This window comes from Mycobacterium xenopi, assembly GCF_009936235.1.
Classification (GTDB): Bacteria; Actinomycetota; Actinomycetes; order Mycobacteriales; family Mycobacteriaceae; genus Mycobacterium; species Mycobacterium xenopi.
This window is the reverse complement of sequence record NZ_AP022314.1, coordinates 2,991,583-3,003,552: the sequence shown is the minus strand read 5'-3', so window position 1 is coordinate 3,003,552 and position 11,970 is coordinate 2,991,583. Positions and strand designations below refer to the sequence as shown.

At 67.8% G+C, this 11,970-nt stretch carries 12 protein-coding genes; 10 read left to right on the top strand and 2 right to left on the bottom strand.

The window, feature by feature from the left end; genetic code table 11:
* The first annotated feature begins 7 nt into the window (after nucleotides 1–7).
* Together rpe and ribD are read left to right on the top strand one after the other, a co-directional pair.
* Nucleotides 8–697, top strand: a complete 690-nt coding sequence (gene rpe, locus MYXE_RS13955; RefSeq protein WP_085198502.1) for a ribulose-phosphate 3-epimerase — start codon at nucleotides 8–10, stop codon at nucleotides 695–697.
* Nucleotides 694–1,713, top strand: coding sequence for a bifunctional diaminohydroxyphosphoribosylaminopyrimidine deaminase/5-amino-6-(5-phosphoribosylamino)uracil reductase RibD (ribD, locus tag MYXE_RS13950; RefSeq protein WP_085198500.1), 1,020 nt, complete (start codon nucleotides 694–696; stop codon nucleotides 1,711–1,713). Before rpe ends, ribD begins: the two co-directional genes overlap by 4 nt.
* A gap of 7 nt (nucleotides 1,714–1,720) precedes the next feature.
* Here ribD and MYXE_RS13945 read toward each other — a convergent pair whose 3' ends face one another.
* Nucleotides 1,721–3,259 carry an MFS transporter gene (locus MYXE_RS13945; protein WP_085198498.1) on the bottom strand — a complete coding sequence of 513 codons (1,539 nt, stop codon included), beginning with the start codon at nucleotides 3,257–3,259 and terminating at the stop codon, nucleotides 1,721–1,723.
* 4 nt (nucleotides 3,260–3,263) lie between these two features.
* Nucleotides 3,264–3,965, bottom strand: coding sequence for an LppX_LprAFG lipoprotein (locus MYXE_RS13940; RefSeq protein ID WP_085198496.1), 702 nt, complete (start codon nucleotides 3,963–3,965; stop codon nucleotides 3,264–3,266).
* A gap of 91 nt (nucleotides 3,966–4,056) precedes the next feature.
* Here MYXE_RS13940 and MYXE_RS13935 point away from each other — a divergent pair, with 91 nt between their 5' ends.
* From MYXE_RS13935 to whiA, 8 genes are all read left to right on the top strand, one after another.
* Nucleotides 4,057–4,656, top strand: coding sequence for a riboflavin synthase (locus tag MYXE_RS13935; RefSeq protein ID WP_003920202.1), 600 nt, complete (start codon nucleotides 4,057–4,059; stop codon nucleotides 4,654–4,656).
* Between the two features lie 123 nt (nucleotides 4,657–4,779).
* Nucleotides 4,780–6,057: a bifunctional 3,4-dihydroxy-2-butanone-4-phosphate synthase/GTP cyclohydrolase II gene (locus MYXE_RS13930; protein ID WP_003920203.1), complete on the top strand. Its 1,278-nt coding sequence runs from the start codon at nucleotides 4,780–4,782 to the stop codon at nucleotides 6,055–6,057.
* A 10-nt stretch (nucleotides 6,058–6,067) separates the two neighbouring features.
* Nucleotides 6,068–6,550 (top strand): 6,7-dimethyl-8-ribityllumazine synthase, encoded by a 483-nt coding sequence (gene ribH / locus MYXE_RS13925; protein ID WP_085198494.1) that lies wholly within the window; start codon nucleotides 6,068–6,070, stop codon nucleotides 6,548–6,550.
* Entirely contained in the window at nucleotides 6,547–7,008 is a 462-nt protein-coding gene (locus MYXE_RS13920) for a PH domain-containing protein (protein ID WP_003920205.1), read from the top strand. The genes ribH and MYXE_RS13920 overlap by 4 nt, the downstream gene beginning before the upstream one ends.
* Before the next feature lie 65 nt (nucleotides 7,009–7,073).
* Complete coding sequence (uvrC, locus tag MYXE_RS13915; protein WP_085198491.1) at nucleotides 7,074–9,035, top strand: excinuclease ABC subunit UvrC; 1,962 nt, start codon at nucleotides 7,074–7,076, stop codon at nucleotides 9,033–9,035.
* Nucleotides 9,036–9,046: 11 nt separating this feature from the next.
* Complete coding sequence (gene rapZ, locus MYXE_RS13910) at nucleotides 9,047–9,943, top strand: RNase adapter RapZ (RefSeq protein ID WP_112650145.1); 897 nt, start codon at nucleotides 9,047–9,049, stop codon at nucleotides 9,941–9,943.
* Nucleotides 9,940–10,995, top strand: coding sequence for a uridine diphosphate-N-acetylglucosamine-binding protein YvcK (gene yvcK / locus MYXE_RS13905; protein WP_085198487.1), 1,056 nt, complete (start codon nucleotides 9,940–9,942; stop codon nucleotides 10,993–10,995). Before rapZ ends, yvcK begins: the two co-directional genes overlap by 4 nt.
* A complete protein-coding gene (gene whiA / locus MYXE_RS13900) occupies nucleotides 10,992–11,969 on the top strand; it encodes a DNA-binding protein WhiA (protein WP_112650174.1) in 978 nt (325 codons plus the stop codon). The genes yvcK and whiA overlap by 4 nt, the downstream gene beginning before the upstream one ends.
* Nucleotide 11,970: the final 1 nt, after the last annotated feature.

Here is an 11,970-nt window from a genome sequence, read left to right as displayed (position 1 = left end):
GAGGCGCATGCCGGGCAAGACCGATCGGCCCCTGATAGCGCCGTCGATCCTCAATGCCGACTACGCCCACCTGGCTGACCAGGTGGCCGCCGTGACCGGTGCCGATTGGCTGCACGTGGACGTGATGGACAACCATTTCGTGCCCAACCTGACGATCGGCCTGCCGGTGGTCGAAAGCCTGCTGAAGGTCACCGACATCCCGATGGACTGCCACCTGATGATCGAAAACCCCGATCGGTGGGCCCCGCCCTACGCCGAGGCGGGCGCCTACAACGTCACGTTCCACGCCGAGGCCACCCACGACCCGGTCAAGGTGGCCCGCGACATCCGCGCCGCGGGAGCCAAAGCCGGCCTGAGCATCAAGCCGGGTACCCCGTTGGAGCCCTACCTGGACATCCTCAAAGACTTCGACACGTTTCTGGTCATGTCGGTGGAACCTGGGTTCGGGGGCCAGGATTTCATGCCCGAGGTGTTGGGCAAAGTCCGCAAGGTCCGCAAGATGGTCGATTCCGGCGAGCTGACCGTCCTGGTCGAGATCGACGGCGGGATCAATGCCGACACCATCGAGCAGGCCGCCGAGGCCGGCGTCGACTGCTTCGTCGCCGGATCTGCTGTCTACGGCGCCGACGACCCGGCCGCCGCCGTGGAAGCGCTGCGCCGCCAGGCCCGGGCCACGTCACCGCATCTGCGCCGATGAGCACGCCCGTGGCCATCAGCTACGACGCCGCTATGCGGCTGGCCGTCGAGCACGCGGAGCTGGTCAAGGGCAACACCTATCCCAATCCGCCGGTCGGCGCGGTCATCCTGGACCGGGAGGGCCGAGTCGCCGGCGCTGGCGGCACCGAACCGGCCGGCAGCGCGCACGCCGAGATCGTGGCGCTGCGCCGCGCTGGGGGTCTGGCTGCGGGCGGGGCCGCGGTCGTGACGCTGGAGCCGTGCAACCACTACGGCAAGACCCCGCCGTGCGTGGATGCCCTGCTCGACGCCGGTATCGCCACGGTGGTGTACGCGGTTGCCGACCCGAACCCCGTCGCCGCCGGCGGCGCAGCCCGGCTGGCCGCCGCCGGCGTGCATGTGGTTCCGGGTGTGCAGGCGGATTTGGTGGCGGCGGGGCCGCTGCGTGAGTGGCTGCACAAGCAGCGCACCGGATTGCCGCACGTGACATGGAAGTACGCCACCAGCATCGACGGGCGCAGCGCTGCCGCCGACGGCTCGAGCCAGTGGATCACCAGCGAGGCCGCCCGCGCGGACCTGCATCGCCGCCGCGCCGCCGCCGACGCCATTGTCGTCGGCACCGGCACGGTGCTCACCGACGATCCGGCGCTGACCGCCCGGCTGGCCGACGGCACTCTCGCCGAGCGCCAGCCGTTGCGGGTAGTGGTCGGCAAGCGCGAAATCCCTTCGGAGGCACAAGTTCTCAACGACGATTCGCGCACCATGGTGATCCGCACCCATGATCCACACGAGGTGCTCAAGGCCCTGTCGGATCGTACCGACGTGTTGCTCGAGGGTGGGCCGACGCTCGCGGGCGCCTTCCTGCGCGCCGGGGCCATCGACCGCATCCTGGCCTATGTCGCGCCGATCCTCTTGGGGGGGCCGATCACCGCGGTCGACGACGTCGGGGTGCCGAGCATCGCCCGGGCCCTGCGCTGGCGGTTTGACGGGGTGCAGCGGGTCGGCCCGGACCTGCTGCTAAGCCTGGTGCCGCGCTAGCGCGCCGTTACGCCTTGGGACCCACCGGCTCGTGCTCGGGCAGTTCCGGCTCCTCGGCGTGAACACGCCGGCTGGATAGCAGCAGACCCAGCAGCGCTCCCACTACGCAGACCACCGTGGTGACCGAGAAGATCCCTCCGTACATCTCCGCGAACGCATCGCGGTACAGCACCGCTTTGAGAGCCAGCCGTTCTGCCAGGCTGGCGTTTTCCGGCACGGCCGCGGTCTTGGCCGCCACGATCTGGTTGAACCGCTGGAACCCCCATGCGCTCAGCGCGGCCAACCCGACCAGCATGCCGGTCATTCGGGCCACCACCACCAGCGCCGCGGCGATGCCGTGCTGCACGGAAGGGACGACCCGCAGGCTCGCCGACGAGAGCGGCCCGATCACCAGGCCCAGGCCAAGCCCGGCGATCGCCAAATCGGTGTCCATCGCGGGCAGGCTCACCAGGCCGAGGACGTCGTGCCGGTGGGTCGGCAGATCGGGCCGCCACCCCGAGATCAGCCAATACCCCCCGGCCGCGATCAGCAGCCCGAGGAAAGTCATCGCCCGGTCACCGATCCGGGTGGCGATCCACCCGCCGATCAGCGCCCCGAGCGGCAGCGCGGCGAGGAACCACAGCAACATCAACGCGGCCTCGTCCTGGTCCTTGCCGAGCACGCCCTGAGCGAATAGCTCCACGTCGACCAGCGTCACCATCAGCGCCGCACCCGCGGCAACCGATGCGCCCAGCGCGGCCAAGAACGGCCGGAAATGCACACCGGCGGGCTCGATCAGCCGGGTGCGCGCGAAGCGCTCCCACAGCCCGAACGCGACCGCGGCGACAATCGCGCCGACCACCAGCGGCAACCCGTAGCTCGGCAGCGCCTGCTGAGCGCTCCGATCCGGGTTGTACAGGCCGATCACCGCCAGGCCCAACGCCACCGCCAGCAGCAGCCCACCGACCAGGTCGATTTTCTCCGGCTCGGCGCTGCGCTCCCGCGACGGCAGGCTGAACTGGATCATCACCATCGCGACTACCGCCAGCGGCACGTTGATCCAGAACACGTCCTGCCAGCGGCTCGTCAGCCAGACGATGAAGATCCCGTACAGCGGCCCCAGCACGCTGCCGAGCTCCTGGGCGGCGCCGATGCCGCCGAGCACGCCAGCACGGTTGCGTGTCGACCACAGATCGGCGCCCAGGGCGAGGGTGACCGGCAGCAGCGCGCCGGCGGCCAAGCCCTGGATGGTGCGGCCGACGACCAGCACGTGCAGCTCGGTTGACAGCGCAGTGACCACCGAGCCGACCGCGAACGCGGCCAGGCTGGCCTGTAGCAGCAGCTTGCGGCCGAACCGGTCCGAGGCCCGGCCCAGCAGCGGCATCGCCGCGATGTAGCCCAGCAGGTACCAGGTGACGATCGGGGTGATCCGCTCGAGTTTGTTGATCGGGATCCCGATCGTCGTGATGATGTCGCGCATGATCGTGACCACGACATAGGTGTCGAGGGCACCGAGCAGCACGGCGAGACTGCCCGCGCTGATCGCGATTCTGCGTCCGGCCTGCATCTTGTCAGCTCACCGGTGGTTTGGTGACTTGCACCGGCTGGTTCCAGTTCGACAGCGTCATCTGGATGGAATTGCCCGGGCTCTGATCCAGCTTGGCCTGGACCAGCTCATGGTCGCCGTTCTCCTGGATCCAGACCGTAGCCGGTTGCGGCTGTGTCGCTTTCAACGGCGCCGCAAGCTGATTCACCGTGTCGGCCGGCACCTGGCCGGTGATGCGGACAGTGTCTTGGCCGTTGATGCTCTCTCGCGCCTGGGCCTTGGGGTCGCTGAGGTGGGCCAAGACGTTGGCCAGACCGGTGTCAGGGTTGAGGATCGTCGACGGGTCATAGATATCGGCGGCCGGGCCGAAGTTGTCCCACTTGTTAGGTGTGAGCGTCGCGTACAGATTTGAGTCGTAGACCACGAAGTCGGCGTCGATGTCCGAGCCGCCGATGGTGATCTTGGCGTTGCCCTTCGCGGCGGTGGGGTTAGTGGTGAGGTCGCCGGTGAGAGTTTTGATCGGCAGCCCCGGGACCTTCCCCGTGGTCGACAACACCAAATGCACACTTTTGACGTTCTTGGTGGCCTGGCTGGACTGCTTGACCAGCGTCGCCGCATCCGGGAGCGGCTTGCTGGACGACTTGGAGGACGAGGAGCAACCGCTGATCAGGACGGCGGCGGTGGTCATGGCGGCGAGGACGGCAAATAGGTGGCGACGCGTCTGCATAGGTGCATCGTAGAGGGTGGCCGTGGCTTCGCCGGGAAGCCAGAGGTGGCGCGCCTTCCCGCGGCCCGCGCCGAATTACTAGCCTGGTCAGGTGTTCACCGGAATCGTCGAGGAACTCGGCGAAGTGGTCGGCATGGAGCCGCTGGGCGACTGCGCTCGCTTGACCATCCGCGGCCCGGTGGTCACCGCCGACGCCGGGCACGGCGACTCGATCGCCGTCAACGGCGTGTGCCTGACCGTCGTCGAGGTGCTTCCCGGCGGGCAGTTCACCGCCGACGTGATGGGCGAGACGCTGACTCGGTCGAGCCTGCGCGGGCTTGAGGTCGGCAGCGCGGTGAACCTGGAGCGCGCCGCCGCGGTGAATGGCCGCCTCGGTGGGCACATCGTGCAGGGCCACGTCGACGGGACCGGTCGAATCCTGGCCCGGACTCCTGCCGAAGGCTGGGAAGTGGTGCGCATCGAGCTGCCGCCCGCCCTGGACCGCTACGTCGTCGAGAAGGGCTCCATCACGGTGGACGGCATCTCGCTGACCGTCTCCGCGCTCGGTGACGGCTGGTTCGAGGTCTCGCTGATTCCGACCACCCGGGAGCTGACCACGCTGGGGCGCGCCCCGGTGGGAACGGTGGTCAATCTCGAGGTCGACGTCATCGCCAAATACGTCGAGCGGTTGATCCAACGTCGCGCCCAGTAAGCAGCGCCAACAACGGTGCCCGCGCGGTGGTTCATACTGGATGCAGCACTTGAGCTCTTCACCGGGGCTCGTCTGGTGAGCGTTCTCGGCCGAGAACGGTCGGGAACGGACAAGGTGGCAGAAATGACGAGGTTGGACTCCGTCGAACGGGCGGTTGCCGACATTGCGGCGGGTAAGGCCGTCATCGTCATCGACGACGAGGACCGGGAGAACGAAGGCGACCTCATCTTCGCCGCCGAAAAAGCAACACCGAGCCTGGTGGCGTTCATGGTCCGCTACACCTCCGGATACTTGTGCGTGCCGCTGGACAGCGCGATCTGCGACCGGCTGGGCCTGCTGCCGATGTACGCCGTGAACCAGGACAAACGCGGCACCGCCTACACCGTCACTGTTGATGCGAAAAATGGTGTAGGAACCGGGATTTCGGCCTCCGATCGAGCCACCACGATGCGGTTGCTGGCCGACCCGACCAGCGTCGCCGACGATTTCACCCGGCCCGGTCACGTAGTCCCGTTGCGCGCCAAGGACGGTGGCGTGTTGCGGCGACCCGGCCACACCGAAGCCGCCGTCGACCTGGCCCGCATGGCCGGACTGCAACCCGCGGGCGTGCTCTGCGAGATCGTCAGCCAAAAGGACGAGGGCGCGATGGCTCAGACCGACGAGCTACGTGTGTTCGCCGACGAGCATGACCTAGCGCTGATCGCCATCGCCGACTTGATCGAGTATCGGCGCAAACACGAGAAGCAGATCGAGCGGGTGGCCGAAGCCCGGATCCCTACCCGCCACGGCGAGTTCCGCGCGATCGGCTACACCAGCATCTACGACGACGTCGAGCACGTGGCCTTGGTGCGCGGCGAGATCGCGGGGCCTAACTACGACGGCGACGACGTGCTGGTCCGGGTGCACTCGGAGTGCCTGACCGGCGACGTGTTCGGGTCGCGCCGCTGCGACTGCGGGCCCCAGCTGGACGCCGCGATGGCGATGGTCGCGCGGGAAGGACGCGGCGTCGTGCTCTATATGCGTGGCCACGAGGGCCGCGGGATCGGCCTGCTGCACAAACTGCAGGCCTACCAGCTGCAGGACGCGGGCGAGGACACTGTCGACGCCAACCTCAAACTCGGGTTTCCCGCCGACGCACGTGATTACGGCATCGGCGCGCAGATCCTGGTCGACCTGGGGGTCCGCTCGATGCGGTTGCTGACCAACAACCCCGCCAAGCGGGTCGGCCTAGACGGCTACGGGCTGCACATCATTGAGCGGGTGCCGCTGCCGGTGCGGGCCAATGCCGAGAACATCCGGTATCTGATGACCAAACGCGACCGGATGGGCCACGACTTGATCGGGCTGGACGACTACCACGAATCAGTCCATTTGCCAGGCGAATTCGGGGGCGCTTTGTGAGCCGCACAGCATGAGCCCAGCCGCCGGTATGCCCGAGCTGCCGGCGCTCGACGCGTCCGGTTTGAAACTGGCAATCGTCGCCAGCACCTGGCACACCGAAATCTGTGATGCGCTGTTGACTGGCGCCCGGAAAACGGCGGCCGAATGGGGGATCGACGATCCGACGGTGGTTCGGGTGCTCGGGGCGATCGAGATCCCGGTCGTAGCACAGGAGCTGGCCCGCAGCCACGACGCGGTCGTCGCCCTCGGCGTGGTAATCCGCGGGGAGACACCGCATTTCGACTATGTCTGCGATGCGGTGACCCAGGGTCTGACCCGAGTCTCTCTGGACGCGTCGACGCCGGTGGCCAATGGCGTGCTGACCACCAACACCGAGGAACAGGCGCGTGACCGGGCGGGCTTGCCCACATCGACCGAGGACAAGGGTGCGCAGGCGACCGCCGCCGCGTTGAACACCGCGCTGACGCTGCGCGAGCTACGCACACGGTCGTGAGCCCCACACCGGAGTGGGACGTGGAAGTGCGCCCGCACCTGACGCCGTACTTCGCCTACGCCGCGGCGGCGCTGATCGCCGCCGCGCACATCGGAGTGGGCCTGCTGCTCAAAGTCAAGTCCACCGGTGTGGTGTTCCGCACCGCCGACCAGGTGGCGATCGCCGTGCTCGGCCTCGTCATCGCCGCCGGGGTGCTGCTGTTCGCGCGGCCGCGGCTGCGCGTCGGCGCCGCGGGGTTGTCGGTGCGCAATTTGCTGGGCGACCGGTTGATCCCGTGGTCGCAGGTGGTCGGCGTGTCGTTTCCCTCCGGCGCCCGCTGGGCGCGCATCGACCTGCCCGGCGACGAGTACATCCCGGTGATGGCCATCCAGGCCATCGACAAGGAGCGGGCCGTGGCCGCTATGGATACCGTGCGCTCGCTGCTGGAGCGCTACCGCCCCCCGCGCGAGCAGACGTAGACTCGCACGCGCGGCGCCTCCCCAGTGCGATTCTGTGTCTGCTCGCGACGACTAGCCTGAGAAACGTGCCTGATCCCGCCACCTATCGCCCCGCGCCCGGGTCCATCCCGGTCGAGCCGGGGGTGTACCGGTTCCGGGACCAGCACGGACGCGTCATCTATGTCGGCAAGGCCAAGAGCCTTCGCAGCCGGCTGACGTCCTATTTCGCCGACGTGGCCAGCCTGCACCCGCGCACCCGGCAAATGGTGACCACCGCCGCCAAGGTCGAGTGGACGGTGGTCAACACCGAAGTCGAGGCGCTACAACTGGAATACAACTGGATCAAGGAATTCGACCCGCGGTTCAACGTCCGCTACCGCGACGACAAGTCCTATCCGGTGCTGGCGGTCACCCTCAACGAGGAGTTCCCCCGGCTGATGGTCTACCGCGGACCCCGCAAGAAGGGGGTGCGCTATTTCGGGCCGTACTCGCACGCCTGGGCCATCCGCGAAACCCTGGACCTGCTCACCCGGGTGTTTCCGGCGCGCACCTGCTCGACCGGAGTATTCAAGCGGCACAAGCAAATCGACCGGCCGTGCCTGCTGGGCTACATCGACAAGTGCTCGGCGCCGTGTGTGGGACGGGTGACCGCCGAACAGCACCGGCAGATCGTCGACGATTTTTGCGACTTTCTGTCCGGCAAAACCGAGAAGTTCGCCCGCGGCCTCGAACAGCAGATGAATGCGGCCGCCGCGCAGCTCGATTTCGAACGGGCCGCCCGACTGCGTGACGACCTGTCGGCATTGAAGCGGGCACTTGAGAAGCAGGCGGTGGTACTCGGCGACGGCACCGACGCCGACGTCGTTGCCTTCGCTGACGACGAGCTGGAAGCCGCGGTCCAGGTCTTCCACGTTCGCGGCGGGCGAGTTCGCGGCCAGCGCGGGTGGATCGTCGAAAAGTCTGGTGACCCAGGCGATTCCGGTGAAGCACAGCTAGTTGAGCAGTTTCTCACCCAGTTCTACGGCGAGCAGGCCGAACTCGGTGGCGCAGCGGACGAATCCACCAACCCGGTGCCACGCGAGGTGCTGGTTCCGTGTCTGCCCCCTAACGCCGACGAGCTGGCCAACTGGCTCTCGAAGCTCCGCGGTGCCCGTGTCATGCTACGGGTGCCGCGGCGCGGCGACAAAAAGGCGTTAGCCGAAACCGTGCAGCGCAATGCCAAAGAGGCACTGCAGCAACATAAGCTGAAGCGCGCGGGTGACTTCACCGCCAGATCTGCTGCGCTGCAAAATATTCAGGAGGCTCTCGGCTTAGCCGAAGCGCCGCTGCGGATCGAGTGCGTCGACGTCAGCCATGTTCAGGGCACCGATGTGGTCGGCTCGCTGGTGGTGTTCGAAGACGGGTTGCCGCGCAAGTCCGACTACCGCCACTTCGCGATCCGGGAAGCCGCCGGCCAAGGGCGCTCCGACGACGTCGCCTCCATCGCGGAGGTGACCCGGCGGCGGTTCATGCGCCACCTGCGCGACCAGCAGGACCCCAATATGCTTGCGCCCGAAGGAAGATCGCGAAAGTTTGCCTATCCGCCGAACCTGTATGTCGTCGACGGCGGCGCCCCGCAGGTCAACGCCGCGACCGCGGTGCTCGACGAACTCGGGATCACCGACGTCGCGGTGATCGGTCTGGCCAAGCGGCTCGAAGAGGTGTGGGTGCCGTCTGAGCCCGAGCCGATCATCATGCCCCGCAACAGCGAGGGCCTCTACCTGTTGCAGCGGGTGCGCGACGAGGCGCATCGGTTCGCCATCACCTATCACCGCAGCAAACGCTCCAAGCGGATGACCGCGTCGGCTCTGGACGCCGTGCCGGGGCTGGGGGAGCACCGCCGTAAGGCATTGGTCACCCATTTCGGGTCGTTGGCCCGGCTTAGGGAGGCGACGGTCGAGGAGATCACCGCTGTTCCGGGCATCGGCGTCGCGACGGCGACCGCGGTGCTCGAGGCGCTGCGATCCGACACTTCGACCGACCGGGTCCCTGAACGGGCGTCGGGATGAGGGGCCAAGGCATGACCGGCGACAACGCAGACGGCGCGCCCCAATCCGGCATCGACGTCGTCCTGGTGACCGGTCTCTCCGGCGCGGGGCGGGGCACCGCAGCCAAGGTGCTCGAGGACCTCGGTTGGTATGTCGCCGACAACCTGCCCCCGCAGCTGATCACCCGCATGGTCGACTTCGGGCTGGCCGCCGGGTCGCGGATCACCCAGTTGGCGGTGGTGATGGATGTGCGTTCGCGCGGGTTCACCGGCGACCTGGACTGGGTACGCAACGACTTGGCCACCCGCAACATCACGCCGCGGGTGCTGTTTATGGAAGCGTCGGACGACATGTTGGTGCGCCGTTACGAGCAGAACCGGCGCAGCCACCCGCTGCAAGGGGAACAGACACTGGCCGAAGGCATTGCCGCCGAGCGGGAGATGCTGGCGCCCGTGCGCGCGACCGCCGATTTGATCATCGACACGTCCACACTATCGGTGCGAGGTTTGCGGGAAAGCATCGAACGGGCATTCGGTGGCGAGGCCGTCGCGCACAGCAACGTCACCGTGGAGTCGTTCGGTTTCAAATATGGCCTGCCGATGGACGCCGACATGGTGATGGACGTGCGCTTCCTGCCCAATCCGCACTGGGTCGACGACCTGCGCCCGCACAGCGGCCAACATCCGGCGGTGCGTGACTACGTGTTGGGCCAGAGCGGCGCGGCAGAGTTTCTGGACACCTACCATCGGTTGCTGTCCCTGGTTGTCGAGGGCTACCGGCGAGAGGGGAAGCGCTACATGACCGTCGCCATCGGCTGCACCGGCGGCAAGCACCGCAGCGTGGTCATCGCAGAAGCGTTGGCGCGTCGGCTAGAACCCGATACCCAACTGTCGGTGCGGGTGCTGCATCGGGATCTGGGCCGCGAATGAACGAACGCATAGTCGCCCTGGGCGGCGGACACGGTCTGTATGCGACGCTGTCGGCGGCGCGTCGGCTGACCCCGCACGTCACCGCGGTGGTGACCGTCGCCGACGACGGCGGCTCGTCCGGGCGACTGCGCAACGAACTCGACGTGGTGCCCCCGGGTGATCTTCGAATGGCATTGGCGGCGTTGGCATCTGACAGCCCGCACGGGCGGCTGTGGGCGACCATCCTGCAGCATCGGTTTGGCGGCAGCGGGGCATTGGCCGGGCACCCGATCGGCAACCTGCTGCTCGCCGGCCTCAACGAGGTGCTGGCCGATCCGGTCGCGGCGCTCGACGAACTGGGTCGCATCCTCGGCGTCAAGGGCCGGGTGTTGCCGATGTGCCCGATCGCGTTGCAAATCGAGGCCGACGTCGCCGGGTTGGAGGCCGACCCGCGGATGAGCCGGGTGATTCGCGGCCAGGTAGCGATCGCGACCACTCCGGGAAAAGTGCGCCGGGTGCGGTTGCTGCCCGCCAACCCGCCGGCCACCAGGCAGGCCGTCGACGCGATCATGGCCGCCGACCTCGTGGTGCTGGGCCCGGGATCGTGGTTCACCAGCGTCATTCCGCATGTGCTGGTGCCGGGACTGGCCGCGGCGCTGCAGGCCACCACGGCCAGGCGCGCGCTGGTGCTCAACCTGGTGGCCGAGCCGGGAGAGACCGCGGGTTTCTCAGTGGAACGTCATTTGCACGTGCTCGCGCAGCATGCGCCGGACTTCACCGTGCATGAGGTCATCATCGACGCCGACCGGGTACCCGGTGAGCGCGAACGCGAGCAGCTGCGCCGCACTGCGAAGCTGCTCGACGCACAGGTCCAATTCGTCGATGTCTCCAGACCTGGTACACCTTTACATGATCCGGGCAAGCTGGCCGCGGTGCTGGACGGGGTGCGGGTGCGCGGCACCGAGGTTGACGCACGCCCGGCAGCCACCGCACCGATGCCAATTGAAAGTGAAGGGACCGGCGCAAAGGCACCGGGTCGTAGCGGACCGAGAGGTGACGACGCGTGGCGATGACGGCCGAAGTCAAAGACGAACTGAGCCGCTTGGTCGTGAATTCGGTAAGTGCGCGGCGCGCCGAAGTCACGTCGCTGCTGCGGTTCGCCGGGGGACTGCACATCGTGGGCGGCCGGGTAGTCATTGAGGCCGAAGTGGATTTGGGCAGCATCGCGCGGCGGCTCCGCAAGGACATCTTCGAGCTGTACGGTTACAACGCCGTCGTACATGTGTTGTCGGCCAGCGGTATTCGCAAGCAAACCCGGTATGTGCTGAGGGTGACCAACGAGGGCGAGGCACTGGCACGTCAAACCGGCCTGCTCGACCAGCGTGGACGCCCGGTGCGCGGCCTGCCGGCCCAAGTGGTGGGTGGCAGCATCGCCGACGCCGAAGCCGCTTGGCGGGGAGCCTTTTTGGCGCACGGGTCGCTGACCGAGCCGGGACGCTCTTCGTCGCTCGAGGTCAGCTGCCCGGGCCCTGAGGCCGCCCTAGCCCTAGTCGGCGCGGCGCGTCGACTAGGCGTGAGCGCAAAGGCCCGCGAGGTCCGTGGCGCCGACCGGGTGGTGGTGCGTGACGGCGACGCAATCGGCGCCTTGCTAACCCGGATGGGGGCCCAAGACACCCGGCTGATATGGGAAGAGCGCCGGATGCGGCGCGAAGTCCGGGCGACCGCCAACCGGCTGGCCAATTTCGACGACGCCAACCTGCGCCGCTCGGCTCGGGCCGCGGTGGCGGCGGCGGCCCGAGTGGAGCGGGCACTGGAGATCCTCGGCGACAGCGTGCCCGACCACCTGGCCGCGGCAGGCAAGCTGCGCATCGAGCACCGGCAGGCCTCCCTGGAAGAGCTAGGCCGACTAGCAGATCCACCTATGACCAAAGACGCTGTGGCAGGGCGTATTCGGCGACTGTTGTCGATGGCCGATCGCAGAGCGAAGCAGGAGGGCATTCCGGACACCGAATCAGCGGTGACCCCGGACCTGTTGGAGGATGCCTGAC